Source organism: Neorhodopirellula pilleata (assembly GCF_007859915.1).
Taxonomy (GTDB): Bacteria; Planctomycetota; Planctomycetia; order Pirellulales; family Pirellulaceae; genus Rhodopirellula; species Rhodopirellula pilleata.
This window is the reverse complement of the sequence record NZ_SJPM01000009.1, coordinates 83,956-103,582: the sequence shown is the minus strand read 5'-3', so window position 1 is coordinate 103,582 and position 19,627 is coordinate 83,956. Positions and strand designations below refer to the sequence as shown.

The 19,627-nt window shown below is 56.6% G+C and carries 13 protein-coding genes; 9 read left to right on the top strand and 4 right to left on the bottom strand.

Translation table 11 applies throughout. From position 1 onward, the window contains the following. Positions 1–339 precede the first annotated feature (339 nt). Both Pla100_RS19675 and Pla100_RS19670 read left to right on the top strand, forming a co-directional pair. Positions 340–3,048, top strand: a complete 2,709-nt coding sequence (locus Pla100_RS19675) for a PSD1 and planctomycete cytochrome C domain-containing protein (RefSeq protein ID WP_197168098.1) — start codon at positions 340–342, stop codon at positions 3,046–3,048. A 7-nt stretch (positions 3,049–3,055) separates the two neighbouring features. Further along, positions 3,056–4,498, top strand: coding sequence for a DUF1501 domain-containing protein (locus Pla100_RS19670; protein ID WP_146579401.1), 1,443 nt, complete (start codon positions 3,056–3,058; stop codon positions 4,496–4,498). A gap of 36 nt (positions 4,499–4,534) precedes the next feature. On the opposite strand, the gene Pla100_RS19665 is transcribed toward Pla100_RS19670, so the two are convergent. After that, positions 4,535–5,500: a LysR family transcriptional regulator gene (locus tag Pla100_RS19665; RefSeq protein ID WP_146579400.1), complete on the bottom strand. Its 966-nt coding sequence runs from the start codon at positions 5,498–5,500 to the stop codon at positions 4,535–4,537. Between the two features lie 351 nt (positions 5,501–5,851). Between Pla100_RS19665 and Pla100_RS19655 the strand changes: the two genes are divergently transcribed. Genes Pla100_RS19655 through Pla100_RS19620 form a run of 7 tightly spaced genes read left to right on the top strand, consistent with a single transcriptional unit; the run spans position 5,852 to position 14,914 of the window. Then, positions 5,852–7,141, top strand: coding sequence for an MFS transporter (locus Pla100_RS19655; RefSeq protein WP_231603262.1), 1,290 nt, complete (start codon positions 5,852–5,854; stop codon positions 7,139–7,141). After that, positions 7,138–8,883, top strand: a complete 1,746-nt coding sequence (locus tag Pla100_RS31755) for a cyclase family protein (protein ID WP_231603261.1) — start codon at positions 7,138–7,140, stop codon at positions 8,881–8,883. The genes Pla100_RS19655 and Pla100_RS31755 overlap by 4 nt, the downstream gene beginning before the upstream one ends. Continuing rightward, positions 8,880–10,112: a 3-oxo-tetronate kinase gene (otnK, locus tag Pla100_RS19640; RefSeq protein WP_197168081.1), complete on the top strand. Its 1,233-nt coding sequence runs from the start codon at positions 8,880–8,882 to the stop codon at positions 10,110–10,112. Before Pla100_RS31755 ends, otnK begins: the two co-directional genes overlap by 4 nt. Then, the gene (otnC, locus tag Pla100_RS19635) at positions 10,109–10,732 is read left to right on the top strand and encodes a 3-oxo-tetronate 4-phosphate decarboxylase (RefSeq protein ID WP_146579397.1); all 624 of its coding nucleotides are present in this window, start codon (positions 10,109–10,111) and stop codon (positions 10,730–10,732) included. The genes otnK and otnC overlap by 4 nt, the downstream gene beginning before the upstream one ends. Before the next feature lie 28 nt (positions 10,733–10,760). Continuing rightward, on the top strand, positions 10,761–11,063 hold the full coding sequence (locus Pla100_RS19630; protein ID WP_146579396.1) for a putative quinol monooxygenase: 303 nt from the start codon (positions 10,761–10,763) through the stop codon (positions 11,061–11,063). Positions 11,064–11,066: 3 nt separating this feature from the next. Continuing rightward, positions 11,067–12,200 (top strand): isocitrate/isopropylmalate dehydrogenase family protein, encoded by a 1,134-nt coding sequence (locus Pla100_RS19625; RefSeq protein WP_146579395.1) that lies wholly within the window; start codon positions 11,067–11,069, stop codon positions 12,198–12,200. A 53-nt stretch (positions 12,201–12,253) separates the two neighbouring features. Then, a complete protein-coding gene (locus Pla100_RS19620) occupies positions 12,254–14,914 on the top strand; it encodes a DUF5060 domain-containing protein (protein WP_197168080.1) in 2,661 nt (886 codons plus the stop codon). 110 nt (positions 14,915–15,024) lie between these two features. Here Pla100_RS19620 and Pla100_RS19615 read toward each other — a convergent pair whose 3' ends face one another. The 3 genes from Pla100_RS19615 to Pla100_RS19605 all read right to left on the bottom strand — a co-directional run bounded on the left by Pla100_RS19615 (position 15,025) and on the right by Pla100_RS19605 (position 19,625). Beyond that, complete coding sequence (locus Pla100_RS19615; protein WP_231603260.1) at positions 15,025–15,702, bottom strand: hypothetical protein; 678 nt, start codon at positions 15,700–15,702, stop codon at positions 15,025–15,027. Positions 15,703–15,763: 61 nt separating this feature from the next. After that, positions 15,764–17,434 (bottom strand): OprO/OprP family phosphate-selective porin, encoded by a 1,671-nt coding sequence (locus Pla100_RS19610; RefSeq protein WP_231603259.1) that lies wholly within the window; start codon positions 17,432–17,434, stop codon positions 15,764–15,766. A gap of 244 nt (positions 17,435–17,678) precedes the next feature. After that, entirely contained in the window at positions 17,679–19,625 is a 1,947-nt protein-coding gene (locus Pla100_RS19605; protein WP_231603258.1) for an arylsulfatase, read from the bottom strand. Positions 19,626–19,627: the final 2 nt, after the last annotated feature.

The following is a 19,627-nucleotide window of genomic DNA, read 5'->3' as shown; positions in this document are numbered from 1 at the left end:
GGAAGTATTGGGGTGGCGGCGACTTTCAGTCGCCGTTTCAGGACTTGGCGACTGAAAGTCGCCACCACTTAATGTTCCCGCGATGCTGCGGCGAGCGGCAGCAATTTTTCGGCCGTAGCGAAAGTCACCAAGACTTTCGGTGATCGACGTGTGTTTTCGAAACTCTTGGCGAGTTTCGCTACCCTAAAAAGAAGCTGTATTCAGGAGACTCGCCTGAGCGACTACAATGAACCAGTGCGTTTCGGTCTCGTGGATTTTTTCGACTTCGATATTCCTCGCGACTCCCTCCCGATCGCCTCCCGCCTTCGACCTCCCTCCCCCCGTTTGTGACCTATGCGAATGTTTCGCAACGCTTGGATCCTTGGATGGTTCCTGATTGCTTTGACTGCTCTGCTTGGCCATCAAACCGCTTGGGTTCATGCCGATGCGCCGCCGGCGGAGTTGGACAAAACCGACGTTGCTTTTTTTGAAACGCACATTCGTCCGCTATTGATCCGACGATGTTACGAGTGCCATTCCACCGAATCGGGTGACTCGAGTGGCGAGTTGCGGTTGGATTCCGCACCCGCGATGCAGCGTGGGGGAACTCGCGGTGCGGTCTTGGTTCCCGGAAAACCGGAGGCGAGTCATCTGATTCGCGCCGTCGAGTACAACGATACCGACATGCAAATGCCGCCCGACGGCAAGCTACCCGACGCAGAGATCGAATTGCTCAAGGCGTGGGTCCGCGAAGGTGCGACCGACCCGCGTACCGAGGACACGGCCGAGGAGATCACGAAACCTGGTTCGCCGATGGAGCGAGACGTTGAAAGTCATTGGGCGTTCGTGGGGCCCGAGCGGATCGACGCGAACGACTGGAAAGAACTGCCGGCTGGCAACGTCGACGCAAAATCTCAAGACGCCATCGACGAGTACGCGGCCAGGCATGCGGCCGCACAAGACATCCCGATCGCCGCCCCCGCCGATCGCCACACACTGCACCGGAGACTGCGTTACGATCTACACGGGATGCCTTCCTCGTGGGAATCGCGTCAATCATTTGAACAGGATCGTCGCCCCGATGCGGCCACCCGACAAATCAATCGGATGTTGGCCGATCCGATGTACGGCGAACGCATGGGCCGTCATTGGCTTGACGTGGCACGCTATGCCGATACCCGCGGTTACGCGTTGGCGGGCAAGGACCGCAACCTTCTCGGTTCCCATCGGTTTCGGGACTGGACGATCGACGCGTTTGCCGAGGACATGCCGTACGACGAAATGATTCGGCACCAATTGGCGGGCGACGTTACCGATCCCGAGAACCAAACCGGCAACGCCGACGCGATGGGGTTCTTGACGCTGGGGAGGCACTTTCTCAGCGGTGACGATACGCTGGACGATCGCATTGACGTGATCGGTCGTGGTCTACTCGGATTGACGCTCGCTTGCGCCCGATGTCACGATCACAAGTTTGATCCGATTCCGACGGTGGACTATTACTCGTTGTACAACGTCTTGGATAACAGCGTCCCGCCGGCTGATTTGAACACGGCCGCGAGTCCCCTGATGTTGGTCGACCGGGACAAACTGCGTCAGGCCCGCATTTATATCAGAGGCAATCGCGGGAACCGCGGTGACATCGCTCCGCGACGTTACTTGACCGCCTTTCGTGCCGACGACGAGCCGGAATTTAAAACCGGCAGCGGCCGTTTTGATTTGGCCGAACGAATCGCCACGTCCACCAACCCACTGACCGCCCGAGTGATGGCCAATCGAATTTGGGGGTATTGGATGGGGCGAGGAATTGTCGATTCGGCCAGCGATTTTGGTTTTCAAACGCCGAGTCCTGAATTGCAGCCGGTACTGGATGAACTTGCCGCCGATTTCGCCGATCACTGGAGCGTGCAACGATTGGTGCGCCGTCTGGTTCAAACTCGCATCTATCAACAATCCACCCAAGCTTCCGCACTGGCCGCCGAACTCGATCCCGACAACCGGTTGTGGACTCATGCCCAACGCAAGCGCAGAGATTTCGAATCGATGCGAGATGCGATCTTGGTCGGATGCGATTTTCTGGACACGCAAATCGGTGGCGTTTCCGTGGAAATCACCGAACCTCGACTGATACCCAGGCGAACCTTGTACGCTCGCATCGATCGTCAGAATCTTCCCGGACTGTTTCGCACATTTGACTTTGCCAGCCCTGATATGCATTCGCCGGAGCGGTATTACACGACCGTTCCCCAGCAATCGCTGTTCTTGTTGAATCATCCGCAACTCAGTGACGCGGCGGATCGTGCGGCGGCCGCTGCAGTTGATTCGGCGAAATCAACGCCGACCTCCGACATTGAAACATCATCGATCAACCAACTGTTCATCTCGATCCTCGGCCGCCCGCCGGCACCTGCGGAACTGGCCGACGCCGAAGCATTTTTGCGATCGCCGGCTCAAGAATCGGTCTTGGCTTACGACCCGCGCGACCTTTGGAAGTATGGAACCGGCCCGTGGATCGAGAACCGTTTGCAGAGTTTCGAGCCGTTGCCGGTCTTCAAGGATAATCGATGGCAAGCCGAATCCGAATTCCCCAGTAAAGGACCTTTAGGTTACGCAAGTTTATCACGCGAGGATGGGCATGCCGCACGGGGAAACATCGCGTTGGTACGGCGGTGGACCAGCCCGATTGACGGCGACGTCAAGGTATCCGGGATGGTCGGCCACCGAAGCGAGCAGGGCGACGGGATCGAAGCGGTCATCCAAGTCAGCGGCGAAACCATTTTTCGTGAGCGTCAAAAATCCAGCAACCGGCCGCTCCCCTCCTTGGAACGAAAGATTCAAAAAGGAGAGTCGGTCGACCTCATTGTATTGAGCGGCGAATCGGACAGCTTTGATAGCTTCTTTTGGGGGGCCAAAGTCAGCGTCGTTGCCGCCGACGGGAGCCGCGTTGAATCCGATTCGGTGAACGACTTCAGCGGACCTTACACGAGCCAAGCAAGCGGATCGTTGGATCGGCTGGCACAACTGGCGCAGGTTTTGTACCTGTCCAACGAGTTTGCCTTCATTGATTGAAATTCCCATGAAACCCAATGCACTTTCGTTTAGTCGACGTCAAGCACTCCTGCGGACCGGTGCCGGTATCGGCGGACTCGCCTTGTCCGACCTGTTGTCGCGTCACTCATTGGCCGGTTCCAACACAACTGCGGGATCTCAAGCCGTCGCCGGATCGGGCGAGGTGGCTGTTCATTTTCCCGCCAAGGCGAAGCGGGTGATTCACCTGTTCATGAACGGCGGACCGAGCCAAGTCGACACGTTCGATTACAAGCCCGCACTGGAAGACTTCGACGGCAAGACCGCGCCGATGGAGAACTTGAAAACCGAACGGCCGACCGGCAACGTGATGCGATCGCCGTTCAAGTTTGAACCCTACGGCCAGTCCGGCAAGATGGTCAGCGAACTGTTTTCGCAAACCGCCAAACATGTCGACGACATCTGCTTCATTCATTCGATGCACGCCGACGTTCCCAATCATGAACCCTCGTTGTTGTTGATGAACACGGGCGAAGCCAGATTGATTCGACCGGCGATGGGTTCGTGGGTTACCTACGGACTGGGCAGTGAGAACGAGAACCTTCCCTCGTTCATCGCGATGTGTCCGGGAGGCTATCCGATCAAGGAATCGCAGAACTGGCAAAACGGATTCCTACCCGGCAAGTATCAAGGCACTTACATCGACAGCAGTTACGCGACGGTGGATCGGTTGATCGAAAACATTCGCGGTCGCAGTGTCACGCCGAACGATCAACGTGACCAGCTGGACCTGCTGATGAAATGGAACCAACAGCATCTTGAAGTTCGCAATCACGACCCAAGATTGGAGTCGAGAATCGAGTCGTTTGAACTCGCCTATCGAATGCAGAGCGAAGCATCGGAGGCTTTCGACGTTTCCGACGAAACTCAGGAGACGCTCGATCTCTACGGACCAGGAGATTTCGCCCGGCAGACGCTGATTGCACGTCGGTTGGTCCAGCGTGGGGTGCGGTTCGTGCAACTTTATACCGGTGCGGGACAACCTTGGGACAGTCACGACGACCTACCGACGGCGCACCGTCGCGTGGCCAAAACCGTCGACCAAGCGATCTCGGCGCTGCTAACGGATCTTAAGCGAACCGGTCTGCTCGACGAAACGCTGGTGATCTGGGGCGGCGAATTCGGCCGTACCCCCGTCGTCGAAATGCCGCGTGAAGGCGTCAATCAAGGCAAAATGAACGGCCGCGATCACAACCATTATGGCTTCACGATGTGGATGGCGGGTGGCGGTGTCGCCGCCGGAACGAGCGTCGGGGCCAGCGATGAGATTGGATTCAAAGCGGTCGAGAATCGGATTCACGTTCACGACTTGCATGCGACGATTTTACGTTTGCTCGGTTATGATCACAAACGCCTGACGTACCGCTACGCCGGTCGCGACTTCCGGCTCACCGACGTCCACGGCCGCGTGATCGACGAGATCATGGCTTGAGAAAAACGACTAAGCATCGCGTGAACAATAAGTGGCTTAGGCTCTGATTCGATCGATTAAGGTCAGCAGGGCATCTGTCAAAAGACGCCCCTTGCGATAAGCCGCAACGACGCGGACGTGCCCGACTTCATCGGCAATCGATCGAGTCTTGATCGACGTGGTCAAATGGCCGCGCGGATGACCGGCGATCATGCCAACACCCAATCCCGCTCGCACGCACGCGAGCGTGACGGCACTGTTATCAGTTTCGACGACGACATTGAGTGGCTCCGAAATGCCCAAGCGAAAATACGCCTGTTCGATCTGACGACGTCCGATCGAGTGGGAACTCCCGATGATTAAGGGTTCCTCAATCAAATCGACCAGATGAACCTTGGTTTGACGACTCAATCGATGTCGTGACGGCAAGGCGACAAGGTATTCGAGCGGATAGAGCGACTCATAATGGATCTTCGTATCGCGTGCTTGGCGAGGCGGTTCGATCATCAAGGCCAAATCAACTTGGTCTTCGAGAATCCATTGTTGGGCGATGACATTATCGGCGTTACGAATCCGTATTTTCGCCTTTGGATAGGCTTGCTGGAATCGTCGCAGCGGCGCGGCGAGTTCTTCGAGCATCATGCGCACGCCGGTGACGATCCGCAGTTCGGTATCCAGACGATCGTTCCTTTCCGCCATCCGGTCGAACGTCGATGCCACGCCGGTGAGCAGCGGACGTAGCATTTCGTACAACTCGTTTCCGTTGGACGTGGGAACGATGTTCCGACCGGCACGATCAAATAACTTGGTTTGATAAAGTCGTTCGAGCGTTTTGACGTGTTCCCAAATCGTCGGCCCGGCCATACCCAACGCCTCGGCGGCTCCGGCGTATCCGCCGTGCTCGTAAACGTGGCAGAACGTGCTGATCTGTTGAAACGTCAGCGATTCGATAGAAATATGCTTAGAAATCGACAACGAGTTGACTCGGCTATTATTAGGAATTCCCGAATGAATGATCGACATTATACAATGGATTCGAGGATTGATGACGCTACCTTGGACAACCAATCTGAGATCTGGATTAGCCGACGGGCGTTAGCCCCGGTTTGGGTGGTGAGAACCGCAGCTAACGCCGTGCGGCGATTGGTTTGCGGGTAGGTTCTCAGTCCAAGATCGATGAAACTCGAACCTAGCGGCCTGTTGATTTAGTCCAAATAGAAACCCGATGCGTAAGCGAGGGATACCTAAATGAGAATGAATGGCGTTCAATCCCTCGCTTACGCGTCGGATTACGATTGAATCAACAAGTGGCTAGTGCTTTTACGATTCCAAATTCTGTTCTGATGATGAGACAACCTCTTCATGCCGATTCCCATGCGATCGTTCCTCGTCGCGGCGACGTTTTTGTTGTCGGTGCTGTTGTACGTTGATCGCGTTTGCATCTCAGCGGCTAAGAACGAGGTCGCGAGTGATCTCTCTTTAAGCGACCAACAGATGGGTTGGGTGTTCGCAGCGTTTTCGCTCGGTTACGCATTGTTCCAAACACCCAGCGGGCTATTGGCGGATCGCTTGGGTCCGCGTCGTGTGCTGGCGGGGATCGTCGCGGTGTGGTCGGTGTTCACCGGGTTGACTGCGGCGGTGGGATCGTTCGCCACGATGTTATTGGTCCGGTTTTGTTTCGGCGCGGGCGAAGCGGGCGCGTTTCCGGGAATGGCGCGAGCGATGTACTCGTGGATCCCGATGCAAGAACGTGGGATCGTTCAGGGGATCAACTTCTCCGGTTCACGTATCGGTGCCGCCTTGACGCTGCCGCTGATTACCGGCTTGATCGATCAATTGGGATGGCGTCCCACGTTTGTCATCTTGATGTTGATTGGATGCGTGTGGTCGGTCGTGTGGTTGGTCTTCTTTCGTGATGATCCGATCGACACGCCGTGGATCGGCGAGTCGGAAAAGGAATACATCTTGGCTAATCGCCAGACACAGACGAGTGATCGCACGTCGGACGAAAATCATTCTCTGCTTTCGTTGATCGTGCGTTCGGGCAATGTTCGGGCCTTGAGTGCTCAGTACTTCGCGTCCAACTTCATCTTCTTTTTTGGTTTGACGTGGTTCTTTCCTCAGTTGATGACGCGTTACGGATTAACCGGCATGCAAGCGAGCCTTTTCACAGCCATGCCGATGGTTTGTGGGGCGATCGGCAACTGGGTCGCCGGGTGGTGGGTCGATCGTCTGTATTCAAGACAACGGCGATCAAGCGGCCGGTGGGGATGGTCACGTCGGGTTCCGGCCATCACCGGGTTCTTGTTGGCGGCGGTCGGGATCGTCGGCAGTGCCTACGCCGACACGCCGCTCGCGTCATCGCTCTGGTTTTGTTTGTGTATCTTCGGAGCCGACATGACGTTATCGCCTTCATGGAGCACGTGCGTTGATATCGGTCGCACGCACGCGGGCGTGGTCTCGGGCACGATGAACATGGCCGGAAACATCGGATCGTTCACGACATCATTGGCGTTTCCTTATCTTCTGGATTGGACGGGGTCGTCGATCGCGTTTTTCTATATCGCGGCGGCCCTGAACATCGCGGCGATCGGGTTGTGGTTTCGCATCGACCCTATGCAGCCTTTGCAGCCCGACGAATCCCTGCAAGGGGCGAAATCATGAATCGTTCAGGACAGCGCAACGGCTTACTAATCGGTGCGGGATATTTTAGCGAGTTTCATCTCGACGCTTGGCGGCGACTCGAAGGTGCGAACATCATCGCCGTTTGCGATCTCGATCGCGAGAAAGCCGAAAAGATGGCGGTGAAATTCGGGATCGATCGGGTTCATGACGACGTTGCCGAGGCGTTGCGATCGAGCGATCTGGACTTTGTCGATATCGCGACCGGACCAGGTGGCCGGGCGGAACTTGTGCTGGAGGTGCTCGAGCGAGGCCTACCGATCATTTGCCAAAAACCGCTGGCGAACGAATACGCTACCGCCGAGCGGATCATGAAAGCGGCCGAAGCCCACGACCAAGTTTTCATGGTCCACGAGAACTTTCGTTTTCAACCATGGCATCGAGAGATTAAACGTTTGCTGACCGAAGGCGTGATCGGCCGTCGGTTGCACAGCCTCACGATGCGGACGCGGATGGGCGACGGTTGGAGTGAAGACGCTTACTCGGCGCGGCAGCCTTACTTTCGCACAATGCCGAGGCTCTTGGTCCATGAAACCGGCGTTCATTTCATTGACACGTTTCGGTATCTCGGCGGCGAAGTGACGCAGTGCTTCGCACAATTGAAACGACTCAATCCCGCCATCGTTGGGGAAGACGCCGGAGTCATTCAATTGACCCTGCAATCCGGAGCGACCGCGATTTGGGACGCGAACCGTTACAACGAATCGGGCAGCGACGATCCCCGATACACGTTCGGTGAAATGTGGGTGGAAGCCGACGGCGGAACCATCTCGCTCGCCGGGGACGGGACGATCACGGTTGATCCGATCGGCAAGCCCGTCTACGTCCACGATTATGTTCACTCTCGCGATGGGTTTGCGGGTGATTGTGTCGCCGCCTGCCAGCAGCATTTTCTTGATGTGCTCGATGGCAAATCCAAATGCGAGACGGCTCCGCAAGAGTATCGCAAGACATTGCAAGCGGTCGAAGCGGTTTATGAATCGGCACGTCGCAATCACCCCGTAATTTTACGATCACTTGAAAGTCGATTGCAGATTTCAACCTCCCTCCGGGAGGGTCGAGCGAAGCGAGGGGAGGGCCGGCGGGTCATTGACTTAAGTTTGCCGATGACCGATTCGATGCCGGGGTTCGGCATTGCGATTGCCAAGTCGATAGAAAACGAAGGCTGGAACGCGACAACGCTCACGATGTATTCGCACACCGGGACTCACATGGATGCTCCCCGGCATTTTGTGCCCGACGGCGACACGCTCGATCAACAAGTCCTCTCGGCGTGTTGTGGGCCCGCTCGATTGGTCAATCTCGCCGATTCGGCTCCCCGCCGATCGATCGGGATCGAAGATGTCACCGCCGCCATCGGGCAAGTCTATCCCGGTGACCGGTTGTTGTTTCGAACCGATTGGCATCGGCGATTCGGGACGCCCGCCTACCGCAATGAGTTGCCACGCATTTCACTGGAACTGGCCCGATGGTTGGTCCAGCACGAAGTGGCCCTGATCGGTGTCGAACCGCCTTCGGTAGCCGACGTCAACAACCTTGCCGAATTGACCGACGTGCATCAAACCTTGTTCGTAGGTGGCGTAGTGATCGTTGAGGGGCTGGCACATTTAGATTCGATCGATGTGGATGAATTCGAATTCGTTGCCCTGCCGTTGAACGTGGTGGGCGGCGACGGATGCCCGGTTCGCGCGATCGCCATCGTGGATTCAAGGAGGCACTCATGAACGAGTTGCGACTCGGGTGCATCGCCGACGACTACACTGGCGCGACGGATCTGTCGGCGATGTTGGTTCGGGAAGGCTTTCGCGTGATTCAATGTTTTGGAATCCCGACTGCGGACGAATGCGACGCGTTGCTTGATGCCGATGCGATCGTGATCGCGTTGAAGTCGCGATCGATTGCCGCGAACGAGGCGGTCGAGCAATCACTCGCCGCGTTAAGGTTGCTTCGATCGCAGGGAGTCACACGTTTTTTCTTCAAGTATTGTTCGACGTTCGATTCCACCCGACACGGTAACATTGGTCCGGTTGCTGACGCGTTGGCCGATGAATTGAACCAGGAAATCGTCTTCTTTTGTCCCGCGTTTCCGGAGAATGGGCGAACGGTCTATTGCGGTCATTTGTTCGTCGATGGCGTACCACTGCATGAAAGCGGAATGCGACATCACCCGCTCAATCCGATGAACGACAGCAATCTCGTTCGCGTTTTGCAGTGGCAATCCTATCGCCGGGTTCTTTCGCTCCCGCTATCCGATGAGCTGCCCCCGAGCTCTCCGGTTCACTACGTGGTGGACGCCATCAATGACGAAGATCTGAAGCGCGTGGCAGAGCGGGCGAAATCACACACGATGATGACGGGCGGTTCGGCCATCGCGGGGCGTTGGGCAAGCGAGATCGGAGTACGGCGGTCGGGTGCTTATCCGATCACCAGCTTACCAGGACAAACAAATCCCCCTCGCGTCGATCGCCCCGGCGTCATCTTGGCGGGGAGTTGTTCGGATGCCACGGCACGGCAAATGACTGAGTTCGAGAGCCGGTATCCGGTCTTGCGAATTGAAATCGAAGAAGGATTCGACGTTCCCGACATGATCGAGTCGACCGTGGATTGGTGCCAACAAAATTGGCAACACGCCGGACAACCGATTGCCGTCAGTTCCGGGACCAAGACTGCGATTCGAACGAATGAAACGGCGACCAAAATCGAATCTTTCTTTGCCGGTTTGGCCGTCGCGTTGCGTGACGAAGGTGTCACCCAATTCATCGTCGCTGGTGGAGAGACTTCCGGTGCCGTCGTCAATGCTCTGGCCATTCGCGCGGTGCGGATCGGTCCCGAGATTTCGCCGGGGGTTCCTTGGGTGACCTCGGTCGGTCCGAATCCCATGTTGCTGGCGTTGAAGTCGGGCAACTTTGGCGGAGATCGATTTTTTCTTGACGCATTGGAGAGTCGATCATGAGCGAACGCGAACTACGCGAGCAGATCGTCGAGCATGGCCGATCGCTTTACGCACGTGGATTGACGGCGGGCAGTTCGGGAAACATCAGCGTTCGTTTACCAGACGGCATGTTGGTCACGCCGACCAATTCTTGTTTAGGTCGTTTGGAACCGGATGAAATTACCAAGCTCGATTCGATCGGGAATGTGATCTCGGGCCGACCGCCGTCCAAGGAAGCGTTCTTGCACCAGGCCTACTATCAATCACGGCAGTCTGAACGAGCCGTCGTGCATTTGCATTCGACTTGGTCGGTCGCCGTCAGTTGTCTCACCGACATCAACCCGAACGACGTGTTGCCGCCGATCACCGCGTATTTTGTGATGCGTGTCGGGAGATTGCCGTTGATTCCGTACTTCCCGCCCGGGGACGAACAACTCGCCGACGCCGTCGCGCGGGTCGCCCGCGTGTCGCGTGGTGCCCTGCTCGCCAATCACGGTCCCGTGATCGGGGCGGTCGATTTGGATCAAGCGGTCTATGCGATCGAGGAACTCGAAGAGACGGCGAAACTGTTTATGATCCTGCGTGGCCTGCCGACACGTTTTTTAACCGCGTCCCAAGCCGAGAAACTGAACCCATCATGAAACTCAATCAAAACAAGGTCGAAACCAAATGATTCAACCCACCTTCGCCGTTGCCGTGACGTTCCGCATCCATTCTCAATGGATCGATGCGTTCACGAAACGAGTCATTCAACAAGCCCAAGATTCGGTCGAACGAGAACCGGGATGTTGCCAGTTCGATGTGCTCGTCGATGAATCCGATCCGAACGTCATCTTTCTGTACGAAACTTACTTGGACGCCGACGCTTTCGCGGAACATCGCGAGACCGATCATTTCCATGACTTTGATCAACAGGTCACGCCTTGGATCGAGTTAAAGTCGGTCCGACGACTCAATCTGATGAAAGGATAATCCGTGAAAACTTATGAAATCGCTGCTTTACCGGGTGACGGAATCGGCCCGGAATGCATGGACGCCACCCGCATCGTGCTCGATCGTCTGTGCGAGCTGACAGCCGGGTTGAACTTAAGGTTGACGTCCTATCGGGCTGGTGCGGAACTGTATCGCGAAACCGGGCAGACTCTGCCCGACGGCGTGATGTCGGCTTGCCTGGAGGCGGACGCGGTTTTGCTAACGGCGATCGGATTACCCGACGTGCGATATCCTGACGGCACGGAGGTTCAACCCACGATGATGGTGGGGTTGCGCCGCGCGTTGGACGTGTATGCTGCTGTTCGACCGGTGAAGTTGTATCCGGGTGCCCCGTGTGCGTTGAGGGACACCGGCCCGGGAATCGATTTCATTGTGATTCGTGAAAACCTCGAAGGTCTGTTCGCTTCATTCGGTGGCGGAGCGAAGGTCGGCAACGAAGTCGCGACCGACACGCTCGTGGTGACGCGAAAGGGAACGTCCAAAGTCAGTGATTATGCGTTTCGATTAGCCCAACGTCGTGGCGGCCGCCCTCGCGACGGTCGCAGGATGGTGACCTGTGTCGACAAGGCCAACGTATTTCGCAGCATGGCGTTCTTTCGAGAGGTGTTCATGGATGTTGCGGAGTTTTATCCGGAAATCGAACACAATGCCGTGTATGTCGACGCGATGAGTCTATACATGGTGCAAAACCCGTGGGACTTTGACGTGCTCGTCATGGAAAACCAGTTCGGTGACATCTTGTCCGACTTGGGTGCCGGATTGGTCGGCGGACTCGGCTTGGGGCCGTCAGCGGAAATCGGCGATGAGCACGGATTGTTTCAACCGTCGCACGGAACCGCTCCTCAACTCGCCGGGCGGAACGTCGCCAATCCGATGGCCACGATCCTGTCCGCCGCCATGATGCTGGATTGGCTCGGCGATCGGCATCAGGATGAAATCTGCATCCGTGCCGGTCGAACGATCGAGAACGCGGTCGCTGCGGTCTTGAAAGAAGGGCACGTTCGAACCCCTGATCTGGGCGGCTCGTCGTCGACCCTTGATGTTGCCGGTGCCGTGGCAACCGCTCTTGAGTCTGTGCCCGATGGTTCTCACACCGATACCGTCGGCGTGACGTGAAGTCTTTGCAAATGAAACTCCCCAGTCTCCCCACTCCTTTGTCTGGAAGCATTATGTTCCGTCCCGTTCTCCTTGCGTTATCGGTGATACTAGGCTCGTCCTCGTTCATCGTCGCACAAAGTCCCGTTGCCGAGGAATCACTCGTGTTCGCGGAACAAGATGGTATCGTCGCCGTTGAAGCCGAACACTTCGTCCGCCAAACCGCCACGGATACCCGCGCGTTCTACTTGACACATCAAGACAGGACCCCTGACGTGGGTGCCGATGGCGATCCGAATCACGTGGGCGGTGCGAGTTGTGGAGCCTATCTTGAAGTATTGCCCGATACTCGGCGGACTCACGGTGACAAACTCATTAAAGGAACGAACTTCTCGCCCGAGCCCGGCAAGATGGCGATCGTCTCCTACAGGGTCCATTTTCAAACACCCGGTCGTTACTACGTTTGGGTGCGTGCTTACTCCAGCGGACCGGAAGACAACGGCCTGCACGTCGGTATCGACGGCCAGTGGCCCGAAAGCGGCCAGCGGTTGCAGTGGTGTGAAGGCAAGAACCAATGGCGATGGGAAAGTAAGCAACGCACCGAATCGGAACACTGCGGTGAGCCACATAAGATCTATCTGGACATTCCATCAACCGGCTTGCACACGATCGAGTTCTCGATGCGTGAAGATGGTTTCGAGTTTGACAAGTGGCTGATGACCACCGATCGGGATTTCAAAAGGCCGACCGACGAGGGCCCCGATTCGGTCATTCACGCGGGGGAGCAACCACCGACCTTCACCGCCGTTGCAGCACCGACAATGGACGGCAACACGAAAGCCAACCCGACGACGGGTAGCCCAACGAAACCGGTCAGCGACGCACCGTTACAGACCCCACGTCAAAGCGACGGGGACGGTAACGTTACGGTGCATGGTGAAACCAAAGTATGGCACAAGGTCACCTTGGATCTGCACGGGCCGTACGCGCATGAAAAGGACAACGCACCCAATCCCTTCACGGACTACCGCATGAACGCCACGTTCACCCACGCGGGCGATTCGATCGAGTACACCGTGCCCGGCTACTTCGCCGCCGATGGCAACGCCGTCAACACTTCGGCCGAATCGGGGATGGTATGGCGGGTTCATTTCGTCCCCGACCGACCGGGACGTTGGGATTACAAGATCTCGTTCGCGAAAGGCCAACATGTGGCTCTCGATGCCGATGCGTCGGCCGAGCCCTTACCCGACTTCGATGGTCGTTCGGGGACGATCGAGATCGCCGCGTCGGATAAGACCGGTCGAGACCTGCGAGCGCATGGCCGATTGCGATATGTCGGAAAGCACTACCTGCAGTTCGCCGGATCGGGAAAGTATTTCTTGAAGGCGGGCGCCGACGCCCCCGAAACGTTGCTCGGTTATGTCGACTTTGACAACACGATCGCGGGCAACCCCAAGAAGGCACCGCTGAAAACCTGGGCATCTCACGTGCAAGACTGGAACCCCGGCGATCCGACTTGGAAAGACGGACAAGGCAAGGGTTTGATCGGTGCGATCAACTATCTATCCGGCAAAGGCTGCAACGCCTTTTCATTCCTGACCTACAACGCCGGCGGCGACGGGGACAACGTGTGGCCGTTCATCCACCGCGATGACAAGCTGCACTATGATTGCAGCAAACTGGATCAATGGGGCACCGTATTTGATCACGGCACGGCACGCGGCATGTACCTGCATTTCAAGATGCAAGAGACCGAAAACGATGACCACGACAAAGGCACCAAGCGAGGCGGCGGTCGTGTGAACGAAAGCCTCGACGGCGGCGATCTCGGTGTTCAACGAAAGTTGTATTGTCGGGAACTGATCGCGCGGTTCGGTCACAACTTGGCGTTGAACTGGAACCTCGGTGAAGAGAACACCCAAACGACCGAGCAGGTCAAAGCGATGATCGATTACATCGCGCAGTTGGATGCTTACGATCATAATATCGTGATCCACACGTTCCCAAATCAACAAGACCAAGTCTACGACCCCTTGTTGGGTGACCGATCCGGATTGACCGGCGTGTCGTTGCAAAACAGCAGCTTGGAAACGACTCACTCCGACACGGTCCGCTGGGTTGAAAAGTCGGCTCGGGCGGGCAAGCCATGGATCGTGGCGTTTGATGAATCGGGATCGGCCGCCCACGCCCAATGCCCGGACCTTGGGTACAACGGCTTCGACGGTCACGACCGCACCGGCAAGATGGTTTACACCGAACACAAAGTCCGCAAGCAAACCTTGTGGGCGACGTTGATGGGCGGTGGTGCCGGATGCGAATATTACTTCGGCTATCAATTCGACCAAAACGATATCGTGTGCGAAGATTGGCGCAGTCGCGATCGCAGTTGGGACTATTGCCGGATCGCGATCGGATTCTTTCACGATCATTCGATCCCGTTCTGGGAGATGACCAACGCGGACGCCTTGGTGGGCAACCCGGATCACGAACCGGCGACGTTCTGTTTCGCAAAACCGGATGAACTCTACTTGGTTTACATTCCCGATGGCGACGAAACGAAGCTTGATTTAACCGGGGTTGCGGGAACGCTGAACGTTCGTTGGTTCAACCCACGCGTCGGTGGCAATTTGCAATCCGGTTCGGTGGATCAAGTCTCCGGCGGTGGCCGGGTTTCCCTCGGATCCCCGCCCGAAGACGCGGGCGAGGATTGGCTGGCTGTCATTCGGAAGTAAGTAGTGCACAAAGAATCGGTGGTGGCGACTTTCAGTCGCCAATCCCAGGTACATCGACTGAAAGTCGACGCCACCTAGGGGATGGAGAGCTACATGCGGCTTGGCGAGTTCTACTCGATCAACTCGCCTGCCGCCGAAAGGGAACCGGACGCGAGGTTGGTCACTCGGACCCAACCGTCCGCGTCCGGGGTGGCTTGGCCGATTGCGTGAACCAACGCCACGGTCACCTCGGGTGCGGCAACGTCCGCGATCTCGGCAATGATGACTTCGGTGACTTCCGAAGACTCGAGACCATTTCCGGAAGGACGTTGAGCCAACGACGCGGTCGCCGGTGTTGAATCATCAGCACAGCATCCGACTGAATCACAGATCGGCATACTGGGCGAATCGCATCCTTGGTTGTCGCAACAGGTTCCGTTATCGCAAGACGAACCACACTGATGCAATTTCGATCGGCACTCGGGGCAGCAGACAACGGCTTCCCAGTCGTACGTGCAAATCTTCGCCGTCCGCTTATCACTAACGAGTTTCTTCACGCAGCGAATCTTGCCGCATTTTTTCAGTGGCCCGCACTCCCAAGGGTATCGCAGCGGTGGGATGCAGATGGCTTCGCATTCGACGTCAAAGCCTTTGATCTCGACCTCTTCGACGTCGACGTCGACGTTGCAACGTCCTTTCTGGCAAAACAGGCAACACGGGCCGGCGGCCGATGCCGTGACGGTCGCAATCATCAGTCCGACCAGCATGCCGATCGCCGGCGCGATCGGGATTAGTTGATATCGTTTCATGACTCAATCCTTCAGTTATGAATTTCGCTTTTGGTAATGATAAAAAGGTTTTGTTGATTGATCAGAAATCGATCATGAAGCGACTTCCGAAGATCAGGAAGTCCCCCGCATCGACGGCGGTACCACCGGTCAAGTTAGCGAGCCCGGAATCATCAATGCTGCCATAGACCAAGTTGTTTTGTACTTTCGAGTACGGTGTCCAGTGCCAGTTGAGGCCGGCGGTGAACATGTGCCCGACGCCACCATTGACGCCGCCATCGGTTAGATCAAGGAAGTCATAACGGGCGGCCACTTGCCAGGCTCCCCAGCCCAAACCACGTCCACCTCGCATCCGATCGACCAAGAAAAAGTTCTCATGCGGTTTCACACGATCGAGCGTTCCCGAGGATCGTTGGTAAGGCATGTGCTCACCTGTCAAGAAGTACGAGGCATAGATATAGCCGCCGTGAAAGAACATGTTTCGCGACAAGTTCGCATCGAAGGCGTATCCAGGTAGATCATCTGGGTCCGCTGGAATGGCTGCCCCCGGTGTGGCTTCGCGTTGCAACGGCGTCATGATGTATTCGCCGGTGATCTGCAACGAACCCAAGTTCAAGATCGATTCAAACGCGATGTGCTGGTACCAATCGGCACCGGGAATCCGGGTCGTATTGAGCCAACGCTGATCGCTGCGGGCGAGCGGGCGTGTTCGGAATCGGCCTTCGTTGCTGTTGGTTTCGTCGTCACCCACATCGCCGTCAGGTTTGGCAACCGCTCCCGCGATGGCCAAGTGCAGGTAGCCGCGTCCGCCACTGGTTTCGTCGTACCATGGCGATGACCACAGTCGCGAGTAACCGCCCATTTGATATGAGTCGCCGATGAAGCGACCGTCGGTGCTAATGTTCTCGAGATTGTAAATGCCATACGCCCAACCGACGGACTCATCGTCGTTGTGTCCATACATGCATAAACCAAAACGACGGGCGTCTTCATTGAACGCTTCGACCGCCAGTGGACGTTCAGTGAACACGTTGTAGCGGCTACTGTTGAGATGGTCCAAACCGAGCGGTCGCTTTTGGTGACCAAGTATCAACGTTTGGTTATTGGGAAGGTTGGTCCAACCTAGATAAGCATCCTTGATTTCCGCGCTCGCCGGATTGTTGAAGTCGACTTGGATGCGATACAGCATGTTTTGCGGCACTTCGCCGGCAAGTTCCAACCGGATACGACGGAACAACCAACGATTCTCCGGGCTGAAATCCGGGTCCTCGTTCTCAATGACATTGATGCCTTCGTCGCTTTCGGAGAAGGTCCATTGATCGATGTGAACTCGGCCACCGAGTTTGTAATTGGATTTTTTCTTTTTCGCGGCCGCTTCGGCTTTGAGTTCGCCTTGGTACTCGTCCCAATCTTCTTGCAGTGCGGCGAGTTTCTCGCTGAGTTTTTCGATATCGGTGGCTTCGTCTGCGTCAGCGTCTTCTTCAGCGTTCTCGATCATTCCCGCAGGAACCGATTCCACGGCGTCAGGCACGAACCCATCAACGTTCGGAGTTTCGTTCACGTTCGGGACCGCCGAACCGGTGCCGATCCCTGTGGGGGCTTCCGCCTGAAACGCGCTCGCGGCGGTGAGAAACCCGTCGAAGTCACCGGTGTCGGCGAATGAGACGTTTCCGAAAATAGCCGAGCCGACCAGCGTGACGCCGATCCAACGATGAAGCATCCGCCTACGGATACATCTTTGATCCAAACTCATGGGATCCATCCCTTCGATTAGTCATGATTGCGGGGTTCTTGCAAACCTGGAAGAATCCGTTCTTCCCGCAACTCTCATCGGTTCGTCGGTGTCCCGAAGCGCAGCACGCGATCTTAATAATCTTCATAATTGCCCCACCTCGCTCGGCGAACTGGAATAATCGTTTAGCTTGCGATGTTTTTCATGTGGCTTTTATGAAGATTGGTTCACTTGCGAAAAATTAATCGAGTTGAAGGCGTCGCGTTTAACCGCCAACCCGTTCCACGGTGCAATAAAATGTTCCGATTGTACCGATCTTGCCAGAGAAAACCGGCGATAGTTGGTGCGAGCCAGCGGTGACTTTGGCAGTGAACGAAACCGAATCGGTTGCCTCAGAGATTGGTTTTTGACCCACGGTTTGACCATCAATGATCAGTTCCGCGTGATCGACGTCCAATGCCACGCCGGGACGGGCACGGAAAGCCAAGTCGGCACCGGGAACATTCGGTTCGGCGGGTAACGAATCGGTGATGCCGGTGGCGGCAACTTCGGGCCAACGTCGCAACGTGAACTGATAGCGCCCATCGCGTTCAAACTTAACCGCCCAGTGCCCTTGGTGAGTCGATGCGGCAACGGGTTGTTTGCCGCGCCGGCGAGGTAGACCGCCTTCTCGAATCTGGCCTTGGTTCCATGGCGGTAACGCTTCTTGAATCCAATCGTGTGCGGTGAGTTCCACGCGGGGATGATCGGGATGTCCGATGACGATCTCAGTCGTTCGCGCAAAGGTCGGCTCGAGTTCCGCCCACCAGTCTTCGTAGAACGCTCGTAGCTCGGCGACCTTTTCGGGATGTTCACCATGGATCGAGGTTTGCTGGCCGGGATCGGATTGTATGTCGTATAGCTCCGTTCCGTTGATCAATCGCCACTTCGATTGCATGACCGACGATTGACGCCATTTGATCGGATCGCGAACACGCTGCGAATCGGTGACGAGTATCCGTTCGTTCCAGCTAGTTGTCGCGGCAACCGATTCGTCACGTGATGCGGTCAGTAAGTCACGAATCGAAACGCCGTCAAACTTCACTGCGTCGGGCGACGCGACGCCGCACAAATCGATCAACGTGGGCACAACGTCCACGGCGTGGCACAACGTGTCGGACACGTGAGCTTGATCCATTCCGCCGGCGGGCCAGTGCATCATGAACGGCACCCGGTGGCCGCCTTCGTAAGGACTGCCTTTCTTGCCACGCATCGACGCGTTGAACACGTCGTCGCCACTGGCAGTTCCGTTGTCGGTTGTAAAGACAAAGATCGTGTTGTCGGCGATCCCGAGTTCGTCGAGCATCTCGCGAGTCCGGCCGACGTTCTCGTCGATGTTGGTGATCATGCCAAAGAACGCCGCGATTCGGTCCGGCTGGCCGGCGTACTTTTGCATGTCCTCAGGTTTACAGTGCAGCGGTCCGTGCGGCGCGTTGGTGGAAATGTAAGCCAGGAACGGAACCTGCCGTGCGGCCGAATCGCGAATGAAGTCGTTGGCTTTCTCGAAAAACACGTCCGTGCAGAAACCCTCGGCCGGTTCCACGTTGCCGTTGTGAAAGTACGAGCCGTCGAAATACGAGTTGTTCCAATAGTCCGGCGTCTGTCCGACGCCGCCGCCGCCGTGACGATAGACTTCATCAAAACCGCGGTCCTCGGCGCGGTAAGGATAGTTGTCACCCAAATGCCACTTGCCGAACATGCCGGTGCGGTAACCGTCGTCATGAAAGATTTGGCCGATGGTGACTTCGTCGGCCCGCAGCATCGAACGCCCGTTGATCGTATGCCAAACGCCCGTGCGGTTGGTCCAGTGCCCCGTCAACAGGGCCGATCGGGTCGGCGAGCAGGTCGGTGCGACGTGATAATCGCTCAGCGTCGAAGATTCCCGGGCCAACGTGTCGATGTTCGGGGTTTGAATGATCGGATTGCCCGTGCAACCGAGATCGCCATAACCTTGATCGTCGGCGATCACAATGACCACATTAGGTCTCTCGGCCGCCACAATGATTCCGGTCGGGATCACCGTGATGGCAACTGCGAAGAAAAGCAAAACCGCACAGCGGCCGTATGGAGGAAGTACAGACATTGCCAACACGTCAAACAATAAGGTGGGAATGACGACGGTCGATGACCGCCATCGCGAGAGATCGGATTGGAGATTATAGTCGACATCCATCG